Raw genomic sequence first — 21,244 nt, forward strand, 5'->3', positions numbered from 1 at the left:
ATATCTCCTTTCCCATTTTTTCCTGACTGGCTGCGATTATCCCAGACGTTTTATTTCCAGCGCACGGTAATTGTCATACCGTACAAATCCGAATTTCTCATAAAAGGGGATGGTGGCAGGATCCGAAGGCATCACCTTCACATACAACAGATCCTCATAATGGCAGAGCAGGCGCTTCATCAGCTCCGCGCCGATATGCTGCTTCTGGTATGCCGGATTCACAAGCAGATAATGGATAAACGCCACGGTTTCCCCATCGTCCAGGCTCCTTACCAGCCCCACCAGCCTGTCATGATCCCAGGCGGAGATCACAAGGGAGGATTGTTTCATAGCCCTGGCCAGCCGCTCCGGATAGTTCCCGGATTCCCAGCCGACGGACAGAAAAAGTTCCTCAAGCGCTCCGGGGGTGAATTCTTTTTCTTCTTTGTATTGAATCTCCATGTATACTCCTGTCTCCTGCAAAAGCATAAGCTGCTTTTGCAGAAATCATTCTATAAATCTTATGTCCGCTTGTTCCCGGAAAGGAATATGACGGTAGCACTGGTTATCGGGATAGCCTGCCATCAGGGTTCCATATACCAGACATCCCTCTGGTATTTCCAACAGCCGGCGGCATTCCGGCAGAAGATTCAGGAAACGGGTGAGATAACCTCCCCAGCATGTGCCGATTCCCTGCGCCTGCAGAAGCAACTCGGCCGTAGTCATGGCAATTGCCGTATCCTGTTGGGGATTTATAGCATCCTCCCGGCACAGGGCGATAAGCAGGACCGCATTCTCTCCCATCACCGGATTGTTCCCGTTCTCATATTCCCCGATGAGTTCAGCTGCCATCTGCTTTTCTTTGCAGCAGCGCAGTATATCTTCCATAATATCCTGTTTCTTTTTTTCATCCGCCAGAATCCGCCAGCTGACCGGATGCTCGTTTTTTGCGCTGGGAGCCATAGTCCCGGCCTCCAGGGCCTCACGCACCAATTCTTCCGGAATCTTGCGTTTCTCAAATCTGCGGTAGGAGCGCCGCTGGTATATGAGCTGCTTCACCGCAGCGGCACAGCCCTCCGGCAGCGGTTTAACCGGACCGGCAACTGTCGGGCCAAAATCACGGGAAACCGCATCGCACGGACAAACGGCCGCACAATGCATACATGCGATACAGCGTTTTCCCCCGTTTTCCGCTTTTCCATTATCGTTTAACTGCAATACGGTAAAAGGACAAACCGTAATACAACGGCCGCAGCCGATACATTTATCCTGATCAATCAAAATCATTTTGCTTCCCCTCCTGACAATTTGCGTTTTCTTCCCGCTCGTTACGAGGAAGACGAAGAACTGGAAGCCGCTGCCGTTGCTGCGACAGCCGCGCACATCGACACCTGCTGGGCTATGATCAGGGACAGGGTTCCATTGATTGCCGCAGTCTGCAGCGTATTTTTCTCCAGATATTCCCCCTGTACCAGCATACCTGCATACATCAGACGCTGACGTTTTCCGATGCCGAAAGCGCCGAAGCCCTTCTGTCCCGCCAGATACCCGTCCACCTCCGCCATATCCCTTACAATCTCGCTTACTTCTCCGTCCGATAAGGCGAGAACACCTAATGTGGGCAGTTCATAGCTGGTGCCGTATTTACAGCCCCGTTCCTTCAGACGGTCATATAACGCCAGGGTTTTGCTGCATTTTTCTTCTTCCCGCCCCTCTCCCAACGCAAGTACATGGCTCAGGGACTGGACCGCATTTCCTGAAAAAAAGCCGGGCTTCAATATTTCATAGCACTTTTCCATGGCGGAAATCAGCTGTTCATCCGTTTTCCGGGACAGAGAAAGAAGTGCGGCAAATGCGCTGTCCTCACCGGAAGTGAGCATAGGATGTTCCGCCTTCATTTGTTTATAAAGCGCCCTCGTCCGTCCGGCAATCGATTCGAATTCCCTTTCTTGCGCAAGCTGTGCAATCGCCACAGCGGCTACCGGCAGATAGCAGGAGGACAGGAAGGTCTCCTTCAAAAGACCGTATACCTGCAGGGTCCTGGCCAGCACGCCCTCCGGTTCTTTGCTGACCGCCATAATGGAGGCTACCGGAAGCTTTACCATACTGCGGAAATTGGAAAACACACCGGTCTGACGTTTCAGGGCTTCCACACAAGACTTCAGGACAACTCCATCCGCCTCTTTGTCATGTAAGGTAAAAACAGCAGCACACAGCGGGTAAAGATAGGAATTTTCCCATCCAAACGTTTCTTTAATCCGATCCCTGCTGCGGATAAACTGCTCGCATCTTGCCTGCATACTATCTTTCATATTCTCTCCGTCCCGCACTCCGGCGCCATTATTCTTTTAACATCCCATATTCATAGGTATCCTGCCACAAAGGCTTTCCCTCTTCATCCTGAAAAAACCAGATATTCCGGATAAGCGTCCCTTCCCTCCGAAACCCCAGCCTCTCCAATAGTTTCCAGGAAGCCTCATTCCGGGGATTGCACATGGCAACGATTCTCCTCGCCCCCCATTCCTCTGTGGCTCTGGTAAGCAATGCCGACACGCTTTCAAAAGCATATCCCCTTCCCCAGTAATCGCTGTTAAAAACATATCCCAGCTCCCAGGTATCATAATCCCCCTTTTCCAGATACAGATTCCCGATCACCTTTCCTGCCTTTAAAGCAACTGCATAGAAACGGGGATCTTCAGCCCTCCGGGCCGCTTCTGCCGCTGCCTCCTGCCTGGAATAAGGGGCATAAGGCTCATATTTTACCACATCTTCTTTGGAAAGGTACTCGTATAAATCCTCTGTGTCATTCCCCGAAAAACAGCGGATGACAAGACGTTTTGTTTCCAAATCCATAAAACTGGACTCCTTTCATATCACAGCTCACAAAGGGAGGAAGGGGATATTATTGATCCTGCCTGTAAAAAAATTCCGCATACAGCAGAGAAAGAGCGTGTCTGAAAATTGTTTTCCGACAGCTGTGCGTCCCACTTTGTGGGAGATTTGTCCCAAATGAGGGAATCGTAGTGGGCTACGTTGACTGAATTTGGGGCAAATATACCGCAAAGTGGGACGTGCAGATGGCGGGAATGAATTTTCAGACACGCTCTTGCATGGACACTCCGCAGGTTATCTCCCCATTTTTCATCATGTCCATCATATCGTGCCTTTTCACCCATTTCTTACAATTTACTTCATTTTCATCCCACGCACTCTCTTCCGCCTGTACCCTGGCTGCAAAAATGTGAATCCGAAGATCCGACATTCCGTTATTCGGATACTGACTGCATAAATAAACCGGATTTTCCAGGATACATCCGGTTTCTTCCAGGCATTCCCTCTTGGCCGCATCCACCGGACTTTCCCCATCTTCCACCCGCCCGGCAGGAATTTCCCATTCCAGCCGGCCCGTAATGTATCTCTTGGACTGTATCATAAGAATTTCATCCTGGTCATTATAAATTACCACACAAACCGATTCATGAGGATAGTGAAGTCTGTGATAGGTGTCTATTATATATCCTTCCGGCATTTTTACTTTATCCGCATATAAGGATATCCAATCACTTTCATAGATTGTCTGGGTGGAAAGTCTCTCCGGCATCATAATGGTGTTACTCCTTTTCTTTCGGCCACTCGCAATCATACGTAGTCCTTTTTATACCCCGCGCGACTCCAAATCACGGTCTTCCTCCGCTCTAGCCTGCACATGGGCCTCTTCCAGATCAATGCCATAACAATCCGCAATACGGATGAGCTGTCCGAAGATATCGGCCAGCTCGTTTCCGATGTTTTTTTCCAGACCCACGGGCCGTTCTCCCTTGTATGCATAATATTCCTCTTTCAGCATGATACATCGGGATAAATCACCCACCTGTTTACTCAACTCAATCATTGCCCCGTTTACGCCCCATGGCTTCCCTTCCACCTTTTCAAACCTGTGATAAACCTCTCTGTACAGCTCAATTGCCTCCTGAAATGACATTCCCATAATCATTGTCCTCCTGTTTTTATAATCACATATCCATTGCCCGCAAGGATTTTTAGAGCCTTCTCAAAACATTCTTTTTTAGTCAGTATATAATCGGTATTGTAAGTAGAAACTGCAAATACCCCTATTTTGTTATCCGCAAGCAAAGTGGTGATGCGTGACAGGATTCCTATCAGGGAAAAATCCAGAACCCCCTGTATCCGGAATGCCCGCCATCCGTCATCACGGCTGCGCACATTATCAGGTACGGATCCGGTACTGCATACCAGAGACAGTTCTTCCTCTGTTTTCCCCAGAAAAAAGAATTCATCCTCATAATTTATACCGGACATATTTTCCAGTTTACATATGGAAAAGTCCTGATTTATTACTTTGATTTCCATTTTATGTCCCCCACGGCCGACTTCCTATTTAGACCTATTATACACTATTTTCATCCAGAAAGGAAATTCATTCCCCGGATCCGTTCCTTTCCCAAGCGCCGGGGATGCCGCAGGGCACAAGGGGCCGTCTGACCTGTTACGCAGTGAATACGCAGACCCGTCTATACATTCCAAAAGTTGTCATAAACGAACCGATGGTTTCCTCCAACGCGGCACAGGGGGCGTGAACAATAAAAAATTTTTTAAAATACTGTCTTTTTTCCTTTTATGACATACTGTTGTCGCAGTTAATCCGGTATAATAAACATATCAACTACACAAAAGGAATTTGTAACTATTCAGCAGTTCTGTACCTTTACCGCCCAGACGGTAAGAAAATGATTCAAGAGTATAAAAATCCCATCGCCGCAGGCGGTTTTACTTGGATTTTACATGTAAGTGTGAAGGCACGGAACCGTTACAGCAATTCCACCCAAGAAAGGATCCTGGTAACCCCTATGATTCATCTCACAAACAGACAGGCCCGCCAATTCCTACTGCTAAAACACGGACTGCTCGGCGCACATAAATTTACCGGAAAGCAGGGTGCCCTTGCCTTCGTGAGTCAGGCCGGCTGCATCCAGTTCGATCCGGTGGATTCCTGCGGGAAAAATGCAGAGCTTACCCTGCAGTCGCGGGTCAGGAATTTCACCAAACAAACCCTGTCCGAACTGCTCTATACAGACCGCAGCCTGATTGATTTTCCGGATAAAAATCTTTCTATTTTCCCCACGGAAGACTGGCCTTATTTTCGCCGTTACCGGGACGCGGCAAAGGACGGGGGTTTACGTTTTCCGGAACTGGCTGATCTGGAAAAACAGGCAATTGCATATATCCGCGCCAACGGAGCCGTAAGCTCTGACGAGTTACCCGTGCAGGGCAGTATCCACTGGCATTCCTCCATCCACTGGAGCGGCGGCTGGAACGGAAATACCAATGCCGCAAGGGCGGTATTGGAGCAGCTTTATTCCACAGGCGAGCTTATCATCCACCACAAAAAAGGAAGCCGGAAATACTATGATCTGGCTGATAAATACCTGCCTTCCCGGCTGCTGTCCGCTCCGGATCCTCTCCCCGATGAGTACGAACACCAAAAGTGGAGGGTGCTCCGCCGGATAGGGGCCGTGGGACTTCTGTGGAACCGGCCGTCCGATGCATGGCTGAACATCTGGGGATTGAAATCGCCGGAGCGTATCCGGATATTTGCAGATTTACTTTCCGAGGAAAAAATCCTTGCAGTTTCGGTGGAAGGGATCGCTTCCGAACTGTATTGCCGTGCCGAAGACCGTCCCCTTCTGGAAACGGTTCTTGAAAACAGGACTTATAAACCACGCTGTGAATTTATCGCCCCGCTTGACTGTTTCCTGTGGGACCGTAAACTGATAAAGGCTTTATTTGGCTTTGAATACACCTGGGAAATCTATACACCGGCCGACAAACGCAAATATGGCTTTTATGTCCTTCCGATTATCTACGGCGAACGTTTTGCCGGACGTATCGAAGCCATCGCCCAGTCAAAAACCGGAACCCTGCTTGTAAAAAACATCTGGTATGAGGAGGATTGCCGGCAGACCAAGAAGCTGTTAACCGAAATAGACAAAAGTGTGAAACGTTTTGCCCGCTTTAACCAATGTGGCAGCATTCAATATGAGAATACGCTTCCGCATATACTTTCCTGACAGGAAACTTTTTTATTTCTTAATATTACTACCCGTAGCTTTTCAAGACCGGCTGTTTCCGCTATGATTAACCGTATAAGGAGGTATTCTATGAAAATACTGATAGCAGAAACTATACGGGCCAACCGTAAGGCCGCCGGTCTGACTCAGGAACAGCTTGCGGAAGCCATGGGGGTTACGGTAGGTGCCGTTTCCAAGTGGGAAAGCGGGGTTTCACTTAGATAAAGATACCACACCATTCCCACGCTGACTTTTGCTCAACCGATACAGCCGGAGGGCTGGATAACAAGAAAAGGCGGTATGCGCCCCGTGGAGGGGTAGCGTACCGCCTTTCCTTGTGGGGGTTTCCAAAGGGGGCAACGCCCCCATTTGGCACACGACTTTGCGAAGCAAAGTGTAGTGTGTTATACGCTCTGTCGGCGTTGCCGTGAAAATGCCGTTGCCGCCGGGGAGGGCAAGGGCATTTGAAGCGGCAGGAAAACAGGGCTGTGCTTGCGTGGCGTGGAGCCGTAAGCGCAGGTCTGGTTTCAACAGCAGACAGGGCGTATATGAAAGCCCCCGTCCCGCGTTCTACGCTCCGACTTGTGGACAAAGTGTCCCGAAGTTGTGGCTACACTCCCGGAAAAGTAACAGGACAGCGGGTAACCGTCAAGGCTGAAATGAACGGGTTTACACCCGGCCTTGACCGCCGCCCGCCGTCCCACTGAATGGGTGGACAAGGCGGTCAATCCCTCAAAGTGCTTGTCCGCGCTCTTTCTGATTTTGAGGTATTCAGTTTTTCAAAATTGAATAATCAAAATAAATTTTTTCGATTGAAAAAATTTTATTTGTTATCATCTTCAATGCCATATTTTTTCTTTTGCCGAATCACATAATTACTGATTTTTTCATCATATAGTGGATACTGGTAATCCAACTGGCATGCCACTTCTGACGAAACCTCCCGGAACAATGCCATACATTGTTCAAAGGATTCCCACATATGGGGATAGGAATCCATATTATAAGTGGATATAAGTCGTTCCCACAATTCCTCTGGGGCATATTGCTTCATAAATTTATAGTTTTTTCCCAAACTGAAATGAAATCCCTGTTTGATACCAATCAGCCAGGAAATCATGCGAAGCAATTCTTTTCGTACTATATCATTCATATGGTCAATAGCAAAAAGAATTTCTTTGCGGCATAAGCCCTTTACTACATATGTTGTAGTATTCCAAAATTCATTACAGCAATCGTCAAACATTCTTTGAGTAGGCTTCTGCAAGTGGTAGTCTATATCCGTTGGTATTGGCGGCTTTACGATACGGTTGTCTTTATCCAACAGTAACTTTACCAGTTTATCCCATGTAAAATACTCGTCTATCAGTTCCAGCGGCAGCAAAGTTAAATCTATCTTAACATCATCAGTAAACAGCATTAAATATGAAAATCCCTTTTCTACAGCTGGAAATAATTCCATATCTTCCGGCTTTTGCAGAATCAACCTTTCACCAAATATATCTAGCCATTTATCATCACTTGTGAAGCTGTCCATATCCGTAACAAAAAAAGTAATATCAAAATCCTGAAAATCATCAGGCGGAATATTTGTATTTGTTCTAGATCCTTCCAAAGTAACCATGCGAATGCGTTTGTCTGTTTTTGCAAAATTCAAAACAATATCATAAACTTCCTTTTCTGATCTCATTTTTATCTCCTCCAATTATTGAAATAGGTGTGAAACCATTTTAGGGCTTTCCCGCCTTGATTACCCTTTAGCAAAGACGGGCGGGGCTGTCAGCGGCGGCGCATTTATGCGCCGTTCATCTTGACCGTTGACTGGCTCGGCTGGCTTTGCCATTCTCGATAAATAAGAAATTTTGATTATTTTAACGTGTTTAAATATGCAAGTAACTCATTCTTCTTTAATGGCTCACAATGACTTAACACGCAATAATCGCAATCTATGGAATATATTCTCTCGATCAAATGCTGTAATTTTCTCTTGTCCATATAGCCGCCATTAAAAAAATCTTCACTTGTAGAGTCACCTAAAAATAAAACTTTCTCCTCCGGGATATAAATACAAGTTGTATCTTCGGAGTGTGGTGAAACAGTATGGAAAATATGAGCGGTTATATTCCCTAAGTTTAATGTCATTTTTTCTACATATTCAATATCAGCTATTACGATATTCAATTCATTTTCCCCAGCATATTCTTTAGCAAAATGAGTATCATCTTTTTTTAGGATGTCAATATATTTTTTATCATTTGCTCGATCCTGCTGTTCTCTTAAAAACAAGTTCGTTTTCTGGTGTGCGATGCTAACTCCACTTATATCATGTAAGCCAAATGTATGGTCATAATGCCAATGCGTAATGACCGTAAAATCGGGTTCTTTCAAATCGCAACTTCTTAATGCTCTATAAAAATCTTGCACATGTTTTTTTGAATATCCTGCGTCAACGGCTAAGGAAAATTTATCCCCTTTTACATAGGCCAGCATTGGCCTGTCAACTTCAGGCTCATGCGGCAAAAAGTAAATATTTTTGGTCAGATTTTTCAATCCCATTTTTTGTCCCATCTTTCCGGCAATAGTTCTTTTAGCCTTACTTCCTTTTCAAAATCGACGACAACCATTGTGTTTTCATTATAAAGGTCTAATTGTGACATCAATTCTCTGCATCTTCCACAGGGAGGCAAAATGCTTCCATCTTCGTATACAGCTACAATCCTCTTAATTTTTGTTTCCCTATTTTTAAGCATTTCGGCAATAGCCGCTTGTTCCGCACATATACCGATAGAACAAGGCACATCAATACAAATGCCTGTAAATACTACTCCACCAACTGTTTCCAATGCACAACCTACATGCCCTGCTTCCCCATTTTTCTTTAATTTTATAGGGGATACAGTCTGTAACGCAATTTGATATAAATTTTTCATAATTTCTCCATAAATCTCGAATAAACTCTCTTACTTTCGCCCCCGTTGTGGCTTTGGATTTTTCAGCAGGTCCGACTTCTGTGCAATTCTTTTTAGCCACTTTCTTTCTTCCTCTGACAGCTTCCCATAGTTCAGCTTGAGCCGCTTGCAAATAAACGCCATCGCCGCCTGCTCCGGGTCGCTGTCCGGGCTGGTGGTTTCCTCTGCGGTCTGCAAGAAATCTTCCAGTGGGTTGTCCTCCGGGACACTGAAAAAATCGTCCTTATGGGCTTCCCGCAGGTCGAGGGCTATCTTGTTTATATCCTGCTGTATCACATAGCGGCAAAAGCTGTCGTCGTCAATATGGGCGGCGATAAGCTGCCTTAACTGCGGGTCAGTCAAGCCGGGATTGTGCTGTTTCATAATCGTTGCACTCACAGCGTCCACAATGGCGTTTGCGCTCTGCACCTGCTTTCCCGCTACGCCGTTCACATAGATTTCAAGGTCGGCCATGAGCCGGGGAAAATCCGGGTGGGTCGCCAGTTCACACAAAAGAGAATTATCCACCAGCCCGCTTTTCAATAGTTCAATCATATCATCACTCAAATGCAGGTCTGCAAGATCGGCGTTTGGGTGATTTCTTGTTTGAGAACGGCCCAGCAGATAATCAACAGTCACTTCGTAAAACTTTGCCAACTCAATAAGGGCGTAATGGCTGATGTCCTTGAGATTATCCCCCTCATAACTCCCTAAAGCGGACTTGGAGAGGTGGGTTTTCTCCGCAAGCTGTTCCAGCGTCAGACCGCGTTCCACACGCAGGTCTTTCAATCGTTCTTGTATGGATAGTTCCATGCGCTCCCCCCTTGTCTGCAAATATCATTTTTATTATACCACAATTCCGAAAGCGTGGAAATAGCCTGTTTTTTAGGCCAATTTCCTACCTTTCGGATATACGGGACGGGCGGTCATTTAGGTGTAGACTTAGGGTAGTTCATCGATGAACGGCACCTTGAAAACAGAATGACCGTCCGAAAAGGAATACCCCGGCTGGGGAAGCACTGCAAGGAGCCAGCTTCTGGACACTTTGTCCAGAGGTCACTTCGGGACAAGTTGTCCCGAAGCTGCGGGGAGCGTGCCTCGTCGCCGCAAGCTGCGTATCATTCGCTTCCGCCAGATGGCGAAAGCTCACTCGCTCCGCTGCGGCTCCTCTCCCCACAAAGTCTGACGACTTTGTGGGGCCCCATGTTGGGAACACGCCGCAGGAATGGGGCAGGAAACCTTTTCGGAGGAACGGCAACGGAAAGCAAAATGGAGGGAACGCATGAGAGATAACCCCTATAAAGACTTGCCGCCACTGGAACGCAGGCCGAACGGTTCCCTTTACCGCATGACACCGGCGCAGAGGAAACAGGCGGCCAGCCTGATACGCCGGGAGTGCTGTTGCTTTGAGGACGGCAACTGCGTTGTTCTTGACGATGGGGACACCTGCACCTGCCCGCAGACGGTTTCTTTCTCGGTCTGCTGCAAGTGGTTCCGATGGGCGGTTTTGCCGCTGTACGGGACGCTGGAAGCGGAGATTTTCCGGGATAAGGACTTGAAACGCTGTGCGGTCTGCGGCAGCGTGTTCGTCCCTAAATCCAACCGGGCTAAATACTGCCCCGGCTGTGCCGCCAGAGTTCACAGGCGGCAGAAAACAGAAAGTGAACGGAAAAGGAGGTCTGCTGTGGACAGTTAGGAGCGAAGAAAGCCTTGATTTATCAGGCTCCGCAAGCCCCAAACCGGGGCAGGTGGTATAAAGTATCGCCCGCCCCGGAAAACGGGCTTCTAACCGTCCACAAAACACGATATGACAAACACCATTTACATTCATCAGCCGGAAAAGGCGTTCAGCTTCACCCGGCTCCCGAATTTTCTCTTTGAAGCCCCCACATTCAAGGCCCTGTCTAACGAGGCAAAGGTTCTGTACGCCTTTATCCTGCGCCGGACAGAGTTATCCCGCAAGAATGGGTGGGCGGATGACTGCGGACGGATTTATCTGTACTATCCCATCTGCGAGGTGGTTGACCTGCTCCATTGTGGGCGGCAGAAAGCGGTGAATACCCTGCGGGAACTGCAATACGCCGGACTGGTGGAGATCCAGAAGCAGGGCTGTGGAAAACCCAACCGCATTTTTCCAAAATCCTATGAAGCGGTTCCAAACACCGACTTTAAGAAATCCCGTTCTGGTACACCGGAGGACTGAAAACCGTACCCATTAAGTACGGAAATCACTCCTGAGACGTACGAAAACCGGACGGTATATAGAAATACAAAGATAAAAAGATTGATTTATATTCTATCCATTCCAATCCTATCCGAGCTATTTTCTGCGGGATTTCCCTGTGGAAAACCCCGGATAGGAAAGGAATGGGGAAAGGAGCAGAATGGCACAACACGCAATTTTACGGTTTGAGAAGCACAAGGGCAACCCGGCAAGGCCGCTGGAAGCCCATCACGAAAGACAGAAAGAACAGTATGCCAGCAATCCCGACATTGACACAAGCCGGAGCAAATACAACTTCCATATCGTCAAGCCGGAGGGACGCTATTACCACTTCATTCAGAGCCGGATTGAGCAGGCCGGGTGCCGAACCCGCAAGGACAGCACACGGTTTGTCGATACGCTGATAACCGCCAGCCCGGAGTTTTTTAAGGAGAAATCCCCAAAGGAGATACAGGCGTTTTTCCAGCGGGCGGCGGACTTCCTCATTGGCCGGGTAGGACGGGAAAATATCGTGTCGGCGGTGGTACACATGGACGAGAAAACGCCCCACCTGCATTTGACCTTTGTTCCGCTGACAAAGGACAACCGCCTGTGTGCAAAGGAGATTATCGGCAACCGGGCAAACCTGACGAAGTGGCAGGACGATTTTCACGCCTACATGGTGGAGAAATATCCCGACTTGGAGCGTGGGGAAAGCGCCAGCAAGACAGGCCGGAAGCATATCCCCACCCGGCTTTTCAAACAGGCAGTTTCCCTCTCCCGGCAGGCCAGAGCCATTGAAGCCACGCTGGACGGCATTAACCCGCTGAACGCCGGAAAGAAAAAAGAGGAAGCCCTCTCCCTGCTGAAAAAGTGGTTTCCGCAGATGGAGAACTTCTCTGGGCAGCTCAAAAAATACAAGGTCACGATAAACGACCTTTTGGCAGAAAATGAACAGTTGGAAGCCAGAGCCAAAGCCAGCGAAAAAGGCAAGATGAAAGATACGATGGAACGGGCAAAGCTGGAAAGCGAACTGGACAATTTACAGCGGCTGGTTAACCGTATCCCGCCGGATATACTGGCGGAACTGAAACGGCAGCAGCGGCACACGGTAAAGGAAAGGTGATAGATATAAGCAGAAAATTTCGCCGCCCTTGTGCGGCATTGTACCTTGAAAACTGAATATGGAGGACACTGGATGGCAAAAAGCGAAAGCGATACTTTTACACCCCGGACAGGGCAGGTCATACAAGCAGAGAACGGCACGCAGTATTTTGTATGTGGGAACAACCGTATAAAAATCTCCGAACACTTCGCCGCAGGCGGGAAGCCCCTCGGTGATCTGATTGTAGATGTGGTGCGGCACACCGCAGAAAAAGCCGCTTCAACCTGATAGCCCATCATTGATAGCACGCCCACGCTTATGATATAATTGCCATAGAGCAAAAGTATTGTAAGCGTGGGTTGTTTCTTTAGAAGGAGGATTTTTAACGGTGAAACAACCTTACAATACTACGATTTACAACACGGCGCTTTATATGAGATTGAGCCGGGACGATGAAAACTATGGTGACAGCGTAAGCATTGAAACACAGCGGACAATCCTGCAACAGTACGCAAAGGAACAGGGGCTTCATGTAGTCGGTGAGTATGTGGACGATGGCTGGTCGGGGACGAACTTTGAACGCCCGGATTTTCAGCGCATGATGGACGATGTGGAAGCCGGAAAAGTAAACTGCATTGTCACGAAAGACCTTTCCCGTTTCGGGCGGGAACATGTGATGATGGACTACTATCTGGAATTTCTGTTCCCGGAAAAACGGGTGCGCTACATCGCCGTTGCGGAGAATGAGGACACAGAAAAAGGGCTTTCCGATTTTGTCCCATTCAAAAACCTGTTCAATGAATGGTTTGCGAAAGATACGAGCCGCAAGGTAAAGGCCGCTTTCAAAGCGAAGTTTGCCACAGGACAGCGTATCGGCGCCTATGCTCCTATCGGGTACAGGAAACACCCGGAAATCAAAAACAAGCTGATAATCGACGAGGAAACCCGCTGGATAGTGGAGAAGATTTTTGACCTTGCTATTCATGGCAGAGGGGCGGCCAGTATCACAAGAATACTGATTGAGGAAAAGGTTCCTACGCCGGGATTTATCAACTTTCAGCGTGACGGGACTTTTGCAAACATCTATGCGGGTGCGCCGGAGGAAAAAAGCTACGCATGGACGATAGCCCAGGTCAAGAGCATTATGAAAGATGAAACCTATATCGGCCATACCATCCACTACCGGGAAACGAACATTTCCTTTAAGAACAAACGGAGGGTACGCAAGCCCCAAAGTGAATGGGTGCGGGTGGAGAACACGCAGGAGCCGATTATCAGTGAGCAGGTTTTCCGGCAGGTACAGGAGCAGATAGCAAACCGCCGCAGAAAATGCAAGGACGGTACAACACAGATTTTTTCCGGATTGGTAAAATGTGCGGATTGCGGCTGGTCGCTGTCCTATGGGGAGAACAGGCAGAACAGCAAGCCTTACGGCCATTATCATTGTAGCAAGTACGGACAGGGCACACGCCAATGCTCCATGCACTATATCCGCTATGATGTGCTTTACGCCTATGTCCTCTCCCGTCTGCAATACTGGTCGGGGCTGGTACAGCATGATGAAGAACGGCTTTTGAAGCGGCTGTTAAATGCCACTGATAAGGGACAGGCCGCCGCAAGAAAGAAGCAGGCCGCCGAACTGAAAAAGGCAGAGAAGCGGAAAGCCGAAGTCGATACCCTGTTTGCCCGGATGTATGAGGACTGGGCGGCGGGGTGTATCACGGAATACAACTTCTCTATGTTGTCCGGGAAGTACCAAAGCGAACAGGCTGAACTGGACACAAAGATTGAACAGCTTCAATCCGCTATCGCCACTGAAAGCCAGAACGCCGCAGACGCAGAAAAATGGATTGCCTTGATGAAAGAGTGCGTCAATCCAACAGAACTGACCGCCGAACTTTTGAATACGCTGATTGAAAAAATCGTTGTCCATGAAGCGGTCAAAGGTGAGGACGGAAGCCGGGAACAGGAGGTAGAAATCTTCTACCGCTTTATCGGCAAAATTGATTGAATGATACCAATATCTTTAACTATGTGATACCGGCGCAACCACTCCTGATCTTTCTTCAATCCTGGAGCTTGCTGCATTGTTCGGCATTTCCGTGGATGTACTGCTGGGCTACCAGCTGCAGAATACAGATGCCGGACAGTCAGCCGGGCGAATACGAGCCCTGATGCTGGAGAAAAAATATAAAGACGCCGTCCGGGAATCTAAAAGGGCGTTATTAAAATACCCGAACCACTTTGATGTGGTCTATCGTGCTGCTGATTTATATGATTGCATAGGTACGGAGCAGCACAACCGGGAGCTTCTTCACCGCTCCCGCCAGCTGCTGGAGCACAGCCTTCTGCTCCTGGATCAAAATACGGACGAACAGCTTGACGAAGCCGTGATTCAAAGCCAAATCGCCCAGATATGGTCGTCTCTGGGGGAAACGGATCGGGCAATTGCCCAATATAAAAAATACAATTACGCGGGTACCAACAACGGGCGTATCGGTTCCCTCCTTTCCTCATTGGGACGTTATGAAGAGGCCCTGTTCTATCTTTCCGCCTCCACACTGGATCAAATTACGGAGCTGATCCGGGTGACCATGGGAATAGCCTCCTGTGCCTCACAAACCGGAAATCCTTGCGAAGCATTGCAGGTTCTCTGTTGGATGCGGCAGATCCTCGATGGTCTGAAAATTCCCGGAAAGGTTTCCTATCTGGATAAAGCCGGAGTGGTACTGCTTCATCTGCAGGCACAGATTTACGCGGACACAGGAGATCTGGCCTCTGCCAAAGACAGTCTGCTAAAGGCGTACCATGCCGCCCGTCTTTTTGATGCCGCACCGGTCTACACCATGGAAAACATCCGTTTTTACCACGGCACAGAACCGCTCCTGCTATCCGACAGTTTCGGCCCCACAGCCATACAGGGCCTGGAAAACAGCATCCTTCAGGGAACGGGCACAGGCAGCGGAAAGCTGCGGGAACTATGGAGGGAAATTACCGATGATGACCAGTGACAGAAACCAAACCCGCAAGGCCCTCACCCGCTGTTTTTTCCGGAATAACCACGCCGCTGCTGTGCTCGCCATGGCCGCAGTCGTACTGAATACGCCTCTGAACCTGCTTATTTCCTGGCAGATGCAGCAGCTTATCGACATTGCCGCCGGAACCCCTGCCATGTTCAGCCTTGCCGGGATCAGCGCCAGCCTGCTGCTCTCCTTTGCCCTAATGGGGGTAATTATGGCTGTGGGCTGCTATGCCCGCCCGCTTTTTATACGGCGCGCCGTACAGCAGTACCGTGATTATGCTTTTGAAGAGCTGACCCGGAAAGGTACGGGTACTTTCCACAAGGAAAATACCTCTACCTATCTCTCGGCCCTGACCATTGACACGGTAAGCATTGAAACGAATTATCTGACCGCACTGTTCACTCTGCCCGGCAGTTTTCTGATGCTGGCCGGCGCTTTCTGCCTGATGCTCTATTACAGCCTTCCTCTGACCCTTGCCGCTGCCGCCGCGTCCCTGCTGCCTCTGGCTGCTTCCCTGCTGGCGGGCCGTCGGCTGGCTGTTCAGGAGAAAAAAGTATCCGATCAAAACGAGTATTTCCTGGCGGAGCTAAAGGATCTGCTGGCGGGATTTCCTGTGATAAAAAGCTTTAAAGCCCAGCCCGAAGCTATCCGCCTGTTTGTCCGTTATAACGCCGCCAGTCAGAAAAGCAAATGCAGCGCCAACCGTACCCGCAGCATCCTGCAGAACCTATGCGCGGCTTCCGGACTGCTGGCCTTATTTTTCGTATTCCTTCTGGGTGCGCTGCTCGCAATCAAAGGATACGGTGTCACCGCCGGTGTGGTTTTAGTATTTGTCCAGCTGATGGAAATGGCCGAATCTTCTATTTCACAGCTGCCCCAAATTCTGGCAAACAAGAATGCCTCCAATGCCCTGATAGATAAGCTGGCATCCTCCCTTTCCGCCGGTCAGGAACAGGGCGGCATTCCGGCACCCCATACCCTCCGGGATTCTATAACCTTAGAAAATGTAAGCTTTTCCTATACTCCTGAGGAACCGGTACTCAAAAATATCACCTATCGTTTTGACGCAGGCAAAACCTATGCCATCGTCGGCAACTCCGGCTGCGGGAAATCCACTCTGCTCCAGCTCCTCCAGGGAAGCTACATGGACTATCAGGGACATATCTGTTATGACGGAAAAGAGCTTTGTTGTTTTAAACCGGATTCCCTGTATGATCTCATCTCTGTCATACAACAGAACGTTTTTCTCTTCAACAGCTCTATCCAGGATAATATCACTATGTTCCGGGAATTCCCCGAAGAACAGAAAGAGCGCGCAGTCCGTCAGGCCGGCCTGGAATCGTTCCTTGCATCAAAAGGCGCCGATTATCTGTGCGGCGAAAACGGAAGTTCCCTGTCCGGCGGGGAACGGCAGCGCATTTCCATAGCCCGCTGCCTGCTGCGGAGCACGCCGGTCCTGCTGGCCGACGAAGCCACCGCCGCACTGGATGCCGCCACCGCCTTTGAAATAACCTCAGCGATCCTGTCCCTGGACGGAATAACCCGGATCCTTGTCACCCACCGTCTGGAAGAAATCCTTCTCCGGCGCTTTGATGATATCCTGGTAGTAAAGGACGGCCGCCTGGCAGAGCATGGAACCTTTGACAGCCTGATGAAAAATAAAGCTTATTTTTATTCCCTGTACACCTTATCCCAGTAAAAACCGTAATATAATTCGTCAAGCAGAGGAAGAGCGGATTAAAAAGGGCTGCAACCAAACACGGGAAATAAACCGTAATCGATGTGCAACCCTTTTGATATTCACTTTTTTATTATTCAACGGTTACCCTGCAGAGCTTTTTATAGAAAGCTATTCCGTAATAAATAAAATCCTCATATCCGTCCAGAATTAACTCTGCATCATATACCACAGTACCTTTATTTGATCCATCCCGTTTCTCCCCATTATAACTGTATTTTTAGTCTTATTTCCTCCACCAACCCCTGCACCATACAAGCCGGCCACATCTCCGACGGCTTATCCTTCCCATCATCCACGCACTTCCTGCAACACCGCCCGGCTATCTGAATTGCCTTTTGCTCATCCCCATACTGCACCAGTTTGCGGTAAATATCTTTATCCTTCTTAAAATATTTCTGCCCCGTAACCTTTTCGAACTTATCCGCAAACCGGTCACAGCAAGTATATGACTCCCATATCGCCGGCATCTCGCCAAAGTAGGCATACATCCAAATCTCAAAACAGGGATTAGACCAGCCGGCTCCCACACCGCTTTTCTCTGCCGCCAGAATAATATCATCAAAATCCTTTACCTGATCCCTGTCAAAGACAATCCATGGAATACGGTACTGCGGCTCCTTATTTGCAAGCTCCAGCGCCCGTTCCACCAGTTCTACCGTCTTGGCCTTTTCCACTTTTATCACCAGACGATCTTTCAGCCCTGCCGGAATACTGTCCCGCAGACCCTCAAAATAATTTTTCTCCGTCTCCTCCGTATCGGTCACAATCAGATAATATCCCAACTCCGGTACTCTTGTTCCCACACTCTGGTTCCGGTCTTTTCTTTTCCCAGACCTGCGGTCACTGGGTTTTTCTCTGCTTTTATTCGCCATCCGCAGTTCCCCCTGTAAGCATCTTCATCGGTTTCAATGCCGGAATGGCTCCATAGTTTCCTGTAAGATAATTCTTTGCCAAAGCCTCATCTCTTCGCACTTTATTACCGTCCCCGTCTTTAAACTCCGCCAATGAATACAGTTCTGATACTCCATCCCTGTTTTTATTGACCATCCAGATTTCATCCCTACGCAGAAGTTCATTAGAAAATTGCCAGATATCGTGTGTAGTAAAAATAAGCTGGGCATTCTGTGTATTAATTTCTGGTGACAAAAAGGTCAATATGATATTCCGGACCAACAACGGATGCAGCCTGGCATTCAGCTCGTCGATAAACAATGTTCCCCCATTATCCAGCATGTCTTTCAACGATGGATAAAGCGCAAACATTTTCAGTGTGCCGCTGGATTCCTGCTTCAGCGGAATGGAGGCCATCTCCTGACTTCCCACTTTTTTATGGAGGGCATCAATTGTAAAGCGTTTGCCCGTATCCTTCTCGTCTTCCGGCTGCAGTTCTTCCACTTCAAAATCCTGTATTGACTCATCAAAGGAAGCAAAATATTTAACCACATTCTCCTGCACTTCCTTACTATCTGTAAACCCATCCGGAAGGACTCTGGAGCGGAAGAAGTTCTCTGTCGGGTCACCAAAATCAATGATATCATTATTCAGAAACCATTCCCTCACCTTTTTGAGTTTAGCAACCCGCAGCTTTGCACCCAGAGAAACGATTAGCGCTTCTTTATTCAGAGACGCTTTAATATTCTCCACATGGCTCTTGGAGAATCCATTCATTTCCAGTTCTTCCCCTTTTTTACGGTAAAACATGGTCCTGTAATTTTTTCTTGCTGTCTTGGCTTTGGAATACAGCCATTCTTCCACTACCTCATCTGCTTTTAAGGAAAACCCGTATTGGTATATCTTTCCGGTATTTTCAGAATTATCTACATAAAAGACCTCAAATGTGGTCTCTTCATTGCGGCTGTTATCATCAAACAGAAATGGAGTAACTTTCAGATAGTCCTCCTCCTTTTTCCGGCGGCCTTCTTCCTCATCTCCAAATTTAAAAGACTCTTCTACATAATAGCTCATATAGTCAAACGCCTCATACACATTTGACTTACCACTTGCGTTAGCGCCGTAAATTGCAGCTACCTTGAGCAGCTTGTCATTTGCGATATCCACAACGTGATCCTCATGTTCTGTTATTTTAGTCGCTGACAAATCCAGCGACACTTCATCACGAAATGATTTGAAATTCTTAAAGTTAAATTGTATCAGCATAATAATCTCCTCGTTCTGGACAACTATGATATCTTTCTATTATAGAGTATACCATTTTGAGCAAAAATCAACATCTAATTTCATTAAATTTAAAAATTAGATGTTGATTTTATTGGTGTTAGGAGAGGAAGCTTCTCTTGAAGCAATACGCTTTTTTCAAATATAGAAGAGGCCGGAAAAATGGAGTTTGCCCAACTCCATTTTTCACAACCCCTTTTTTCCTGTTAATATCCGAGCTTACTTTTATTTTTCGCAAATATCTCATTTACCTCGGTCACATAATTATCAGCGCCTAGATTCTTTATTTCTGATATATATGCATCCCATTGCGAATCAATATCCGCCTGTCCGGTAATAAATTTCTGTATCCAGGTTTTTGTGCTGTCAATCAATGGTGTCTGAATCAGCGTCAATTCTTCCGTTTCCTCTTCATTTGCCATAAAGGGAGGATCAATCGGCCTCATTTCTCTATATTCCCTGATTCTTGCATCAAAATCCTTTTCTTCAGCCGTTGTCATCCTGGAATTTTTAATCCATGCGGAACCTCCGTAAGCAAATACCCCTCCTGCAAAGCCATAATCCGCATTCAGCTTTTTGGAGGCCTCCGGATTTAAGCCGCTGTAGGTAATATCGGAATTCAATACAATATCCCCATTCGCATCTTTGGTATAAGTCTCCCCTTCCACACCCCACTGGGCCAGAAGGTGTCCTTCCTCTGAATACCATAGCCAGTCAACAAAACGCAGCATTTTAATAAAGCCTTCTTCCCCAAGATCATCCAATGCATTTTGGGAGATCATAACACCGTTTTCCAGCCGGGAATTCTCCATCTGCAAAAGTCCTGCGGGGCCGCCGGGAGCAACAGTCATATATAACTGGGCATCATCTACCTGCATCTGCATGGCATAATCATTGAGATTCTGGTAATTTCCGGTCATCGCATATGTTTCGCCTGTAAAAAACTTGGCCTTTGCCGAATCATCTTCCTGAGAAAAGGATTCCGGATCCAAAATCCCGTCTTTTACCATTTTGTTCAGTATTGCAAGCCATTCTTTCATATTATCCGTGGCATCCGCAAAATAATATTCTTCTTTTTCATGATCAAAAGCCAATCCGTTGGAAATTCCCCATCCGGCCTTCACGCCATAAGATATGGAAGAAATATTAAGCAGACAGTCACCCTTGGACATATCCGATATTACATAATCACAGCCGGTATACTCCTTTACTTTTTTACATGCTTCATAGAAATCCTCATAGGTCCAGGTTTTTTCCAGTTCAGTAACATCCACGCCGGCCTCTTCAAATATATCCTTACGGATAATAAAGGAATAACCGCCTCCCCCGATTTCCCATAAACCGGGAAGTACATAGTATTTACCGTCAGCCTGCAGCTTACTCTTTAAATCATCGGCCATATTCCATTCTTTCACACATTTCTGATAGTTGGGCATATACTTTACCCAATCGGAGATAGCAACCACCTGTCCTCCGTTCACATATTTGCCTTCTTCATATGTTTTAGGAATAATATAGGGGGAATCTCCGGAATTGACGAGAACTGATTTTTTATCCTCATAATCGGTTCTTGCTATCACCGTCAAATCAAATGTAACATTTGTTCTTTTCTGAATCTCTGACCAAAGCAGCCAATCCTCCTGATAGGGATAATTCTCATGATCCGAATACATCATAGAATAAGTCACCGGCTCATCGGAATGGAAAGTTACATCCTCCCCATACGTATAATCGAGCTGTGCTTCCTCCGAATCAGCCGCCACATCCGTATCCAGCATATCCGCAACATTCGTGGCCGTTTCGGCGGCATTTTCCTTTCCTGCATCCGTTGTGCTTTCTTTGCAGGCCGCCAGGGAAAATATCATAATTCCCGCAAGCGCCGCCCCCAGTACTTTTCTTACTTTCATACGTAGTCCTCCTATTGATTAATGGTAGTGTCAAGTCTGACACCCCGTTTTTTATTAAAAACCTTGTATTTCCA

22 protein-coding genes and 3 pseudogenes are annotated in these 21,244 nt (G+C 47.6%); 10 read left to right on the plus strand and 15 right to left on the minus strand.

The features are described from left to right. Positions 1-36: 36 nt before the first annotated feature. The 5 genes and pseudogenes from DXA36_RS17190 to DXA36_RS34265 form a co-directional block, all read right to left on the minus strand. On the minus strand, positions 37-441 hold the full coding sequence (locus DXA36_RS17190) for a GNAT family N-acetyltransferase (RefSeq protein WP_118680717.1): 405 nt from the start codon (positions 439-441) through the stop codon (positions 37-39). A gap of 45 nt (positions 442-486) precedes the next feature. Beyond that, positions 487-1,266 (minus strand): nitroreductase family protein, encoded by a 780-nt coding sequence (locus DXA36_RS17195; RefSeq protein WP_118680718.1) that lies wholly within the window; start codon positions 1,264-1,266, stop codon positions 487-489. A gap of 41 nt (positions 1,267-1,307) precedes the next feature. After that, entirely contained in the window at positions 1,308-2,291 is a 984-nt protein-coding gene (locus tag DXA36_RS17200) for a DUF4003 family protein (protein ID WP_118680719.1), read from the minus strand. A gap of 28 nt (positions 2,292-2,319) precedes the next feature. Continuing rightward, entirely contained in the window at positions 2,320-2,832 is a 513-nt protein-coding gene (locus tag DXA36_RS17205) for a GNAT family N-acetyltransferase (RefSeq protein ID WP_118680720.1), read from the minus strand. A gap of 20 nt (positions 2,833-2,852) precedes the next feature. After that, positions 2,853-3,017 (minus strand): annotated as a pseudogene (locus tag DXA36_RS34265) (DUF6783 domain-containing protein); the annotation flags it as partial. On the opposite strand from DXA36_RS34265, the pseudogene DXA36_RS34270 reads away from it, so the two are divergent. Then, positions 2,955-3,224 (plus strand): annotated as a pseudogene (locus tag DXA36_RS34270) (DUF6783 domain-containing protein). The pseudogenes DXA36_RS34265 and DXA36_RS34270 sit on opposite strands and share 63 nt — an antisense overlap. Here the strand turns inward: DXA36_RS34270 and DXA36_RS17215 are convergent. The 3 genes and pseudogenes from DXA36_RS17215 to DXA36_RS17225 form a co-directional block, all read right to left on the minus strand. Continuing rightward, positions 3,146-3,622 (minus strand): annotated as a pseudogene (locus DXA36_RS17215) (NUDIX hydrolase); the annotation flags it as partial. The pseudogenes DXA36_RS34270 and DXA36_RS17215 overlap by 79 nt on opposite strands. Positions 3,623-3,634: 12 nt before the next feature. Continuing rightward, the gene (locus DXA36_RS17220) at positions 3,635-3,967 is read right to left on the minus strand and encodes a MazG-like family protein (RefSeq protein WP_118680722.1); all 333 of its coding nucleotides are present in this window, start codon (positions 3,965-3,967) and stop codon (positions 3,635-3,637) included. A gap of 2 nt (positions 3,968-3,969) precedes the next feature. After that, the gene (locus DXA36_RS17225; protein WP_118680723.1) at positions 3,970-4,350 is read right to left on the minus strand and encodes an ACT domain-containing protein; all 381 of its coding nucleotides are present in this window, start codon (positions 4,348-4,350) and stop codon (positions 3,970-3,972) included. Positions 4,351-4,727: 377 nt separating this feature from the next. Between DXA36_RS17225 and DXA36_RS17230 the strand changes: the two genes are divergently transcribed. Continuing rightward, positions 4,728-6,068 carry a winged helix-turn-helix domain-containing protein gene (locus DXA36_RS17230; protein ID WP_330425050.1) on the plus strand — a complete coding sequence of 447 codons (1,341 nt, stop codon included), beginning with the start codon at positions 4,728-4,730 and terminating at the stop codon, positions 6,066-6,068. Between the two features lie 90 nt (positions 6,069-6,158). Continuing rightward, the gene (locus tag DXA36_RS17235; protein ID WP_118680724.1) at positions 6,159-6,293 is read left to right on the plus strand and encodes a helix-turn-helix transcriptional regulator; all 135 of its coding nucleotides are present in this window, start codon (positions 6,159-6,161) and stop codon (positions 6,291-6,293) included. Between the two features lie 598 nt (positions 6,294-6,891). Here DXA36_RS17235 and ant(6) read toward each other — a convergent pair. The 4 genes from ant(6) to DXA36_RS17265 all read right to left on the minus strand — a co-directional run bounded on the left by ant(6) (position 6,892) and on the right by DXA36_RS17265 (position 9,829). Further along, on the minus strand, positions 6,892-7,758 hold the full coding sequence (gene ant(6) / locus DXA36_RS17250) for an aminoglycoside 6-adenylyltransferase (protein WP_021422333.1): 867 nt from the start codon (positions 7,756-7,758) through the stop codon (positions 6,892-6,894). 176 nt (positions 7,759-7,934) lie between these two features. Continuing rightward, a complete protein-coding gene (locus tag DXA36_RS17255; protein WP_021422329.1) occupies positions 7,935-8,624 on the minus strand; it encodes an MBL fold metallo-hydrolase in 690 nt (229 codons plus the stop codon). Continuing rightward, positions 8,615-8,998 (minus strand): cytidine deaminase family protein, encoded by a 384-nt coding sequence (locus DXA36_RS17260; RefSeq protein ID WP_021422332.1) that lies wholly within the window; start codon positions 8,996-8,998, stop codon positions 8,615-8,617. The genes DXA36_RS17255 and DXA36_RS17260 overlap by 10 nt, the downstream gene beginning before the upstream one ends. A 30-nt stretch (positions 8,999-9,028) precedes the next feature. Further along, positions 9,029-9,829 (minus strand): helix-turn-helix domain-containing protein, encoded by an 801-nt coding sequence (locus DXA36_RS17265; RefSeq protein WP_021422317.1) that lies wholly within the window; start codon positions 9,827-9,829, stop codon positions 9,029-9,031. Between the two features lie 469 nt (positions 9,830-10,298). On the opposite strand from DXA36_RS17265, the gene DXA36_RS17270 reads away from it, so the two are divergent. From DXA36_RS17270 to DXA36_RS17305, 7 genes are all read left to right on the plus strand, one after another. Continuing rightward, complete coding sequence (locus tag DXA36_RS17270; RefSeq protein ID WP_021423970.1) at positions 10,299-10,712, plus strand: cysteine-rich VLP domain-containing protein; 414 nt, start codon at positions 10,299-10,301, stop codon at positions 10,710-10,712. A gap of 111 nt (positions 10,713-10,823) precedes the next feature. After that, complete coding sequence (locus DXA36_RS17275; protein ID WP_054323976.1) at positions 10,824-11,219, plus strand: replication initiator protein A; 396 nt, start codon at positions 10,824-10,826, stop codon at positions 11,217-11,219. 181 nt (positions 11,220-11,400) lie between these two features. Continuing rightward, complete coding sequence (gene mobV / locus DXA36_RS17285) at positions 11,401-12,345, plus strand: MobV family relaxase (RefSeq protein WP_118680725.1); 945 nt, start codon at positions 11,401-11,403, stop codon at positions 12,343-12,345. Positions 12,346-12,417: 72 nt separating this feature from the next. After that, entirely contained in the window at positions 12,418-12,612 is a 195-nt protein-coding gene (locus DXA36_RS17290) for a hypothetical protein (RefSeq protein WP_002578728.1), read from the plus strand. Positions 12,613-12,757: 145 nt separating this feature from the next. Continuing rightward, the gene (locus tag DXA36_RS17295) at positions 12,758-14,335 is read left to right on the plus strand and encodes a recombinase family protein (protein ID WP_074049984.1); all 1,578 of its coding nucleotides are present in this window, start codon (positions 12,758-12,760) and stop codon (positions 14,333-14,335) included. A 76-nt stretch (positions 14,336-14,411) separates the two neighbouring features. Next, positions 14,412-15,335 (plus strand): tetratricopeptide repeat protein, encoded by a 924-nt coding sequence (locus DXA36_RS17300; protein WP_118680726.1) that lies wholly within the window; start codon positions 14,412-14,414, stop codon positions 15,333-15,335. Then, the gene (locus DXA36_RS17305) at positions 15,322-17,046 is read left to right on the plus strand and encodes an ABC transporter ATP-binding protein (protein ID WP_182479128.1); all 1,725 of its coding nucleotides are present in this window, start codon (positions 15,322-15,324) and stop codon (positions 17,044-17,046) included. The genes DXA36_RS17300 and DXA36_RS17305 overlap by 14 nt, the downstream gene beginning before the upstream one ends. A 245-nt stretch (positions 17,047-17,291) precedes the next feature. On the opposite strand, the gene DXA36_RS17310 is transcribed toward DXA36_RS17305, so the two are convergent. The 3 genes from DXA36_RS17310 to DXA36_RS17320 form a co-directional block, all read right to left on the minus strand. Next, positions 17,292-17,960, minus strand: a complete 669-nt coding sequence (locus DXA36_RS17310) for an RloB family protein (protein ID WP_118680728.1) — start codon at positions 17,958-17,960, stop codon at positions 17,292-17,294. Beyond that, positions 17,950-19,245: an AAA family ATPase gene (locus tag DXA36_RS17315; RefSeq protein ID WP_118680729.1), complete on the minus strand. Its 1,296-nt coding sequence runs from the start codon at positions 19,243-19,245 to the stop codon at positions 17,950-17,952. The genes DXA36_RS17310 and DXA36_RS17315 overlap by 11 nt, the downstream gene beginning before the upstream one ends. Before the next feature lie 224 nt (positions 19,246-19,469). Continuing rightward, positions 19,470-21,170, minus strand: a complete 1,701-nt coding sequence (locus tag DXA36_RS17320; protein ID WP_118680730.1) for a sugar ABC transporter substrate-binding protein — start codon at positions 21,168-21,170, stop codon at positions 19,470-19,472. Between the last annotated feature and the right edge of the window lie 74 nt (positions 21,171-21,244).

This window comes from Eisenbergiella sp. OF01-20 (assembly GCF_003478085.1).
Lineage (GTDB): Bacteria > Bacillota > Clostridia > Lachnospirales > Lachnospiraceae > Eisenbergiella.

What these genes read in the sequence shown, in the direction of transcription:
- mobV (WP_118680725.1), top strand. Translation starts at nt 11,401, where the DNA reads ATGGCACAACACGCAATTTTACGGTTTGAGAAGCACAAGGGCAACCCG.
- DXA36_RS17310 (WP_118680728.1), bottom strand. Translation starts at nt 17,960, where the DNA reads ATGGCGAATAAAAGCAGAGAAAAACCCAGTGACCGCAGGTCTGGGAAA.
- DXA36_RS17295 (WP_074049984.1), top strand. Translation starts at nt 12,758, where the DNA reads ATGAGATTGAGCCGGGACGATGAAAACTATGGTGACAGCGTAAGCATT.
- DXA36_RS17255 (WP_021422329.1), bottom strand. Translation starts at nt 8,624, where the DNA reads ATGGGATTGAAAAATCTGACCAAAAATATTTACTTTTTGCCGCATGAG.
- DXA36_RS17190 (WP_118680717.1), bottom strand. Translation starts at nt 441, where the DNA reads ATGGAGATTCAATACAAAGAAGAAAAAGAATTCACCCCCGGAGCGCTT.
- DXA36_RS17195 (WP_118680718.1), bottom strand. Translation starts at nt 1,266, where the DNA reads ATGATTTTGATTGATCAGGATAAATGTATCGGCTGCGGCCGTTGTATT.
- DXA36_RS17315 (WP_118680729.1), bottom strand. Translation starts at nt 19,245, where the DNA reads ATGCTGATACAATTTAACTTTAAGAATTTCAAATCATTTCGTGATGAA.
- DXA36_RS17205 (WP_118680720.1), bottom strand. Translation starts at nt 2,832, where the DNA reads ATGGATTTGGAAACAAAACGTCTTGTCATCCGCTGTTTTTCGGGGAAT.
- DXA36_RS17260 (WP_021422332.1), bottom strand. Translation starts at nt 8,998, where the DNA reads ATGAAAAATTTATATCAAATTGCGTTACAGACTGTATCCCCTATAAAA.
- DXA36_RS17270 (WP_021423970.1), top strand. Translation starts at nt 10,299, where the DNA reads ATGAGAGATAACCCCTATAAAGACTTGCCGCCACTGGAACGCAGGCCG.
- DXA36_RS17305 (WP_182479128.1), top strand. Translation starts at nt 15,322, where the DNA reads ATGATGACCAGTGACAGAAACCAAACCCGCAAGGCCCTCACCCGCTGT.
- DXA36_RS17290 (WP_002578728.1), top strand. Translation starts at nt 12,418, where the DNA reads ATGGCAAAAAGCGAAAGCGATACTTTTACACCCCGGACAGGGCAGGTC.
- DXA36_RS17265 (WP_021422317.1), bottom strand. Translation starts at nt 9,829, where the DNA reads ATGGAACTATCCATACAAGAACGATTGAAAGACCTGCGTGTGGAACGC.
- DXA36_RS17320 (WP_118680730.1), bottom strand. Translation starts at nt 21,170, where the DNA reads ATGAAAGTAAGAAAAGTACTGGGGGCGGCGCTTGCGGGAATTATGATA.
- DXA36_RS17230 (WP_330425050.1), top strand. Translation starts at nt 4,728, where the DNA reads ATGATTCAAGAGTATAAAAATCCCATCGCCGCAGGCGGTTTTACTTGG.
- DXA36_RS17275 (WP_054323976.1), top strand. Translation starts at nt 10,824, where the DNA reads ATGACAAACACCATTTACATTCATCAGCCGGAAAAGGCGTTCAGCTTC.
- DXA36_RS17225 (WP_118680723.1), bottom strand. Translation starts at nt 4,350, where the DNA reads ATGGAAATCAAAGTAATAAATCAGGACTTTTCCATATGTAAACTGGAA.
- DXA36_RS17200 (WP_118680719.1), bottom strand. Translation starts at nt 2,291, where the DNA reads ATGAAAGATAGTATGCAGGCAAGATGCGAGCAGTTTATCCGCAGCAGG.
- DXA36_RS17220 (WP_118680722.1), bottom strand. Translation starts at nt 3,967, where the DNA reads ATGGGAATGTCATTTCAGGAGGCAATTGAGCTGTACAGAGAGGTTTAT.
- DXA36_RS17235 (WP_118680724.1), top strand. Translation starts at nt 6,159, where the DNA reads ATGAAAATACTGATAGCAGAAACTATACGGGCCAACCGTAAGGCCGCC.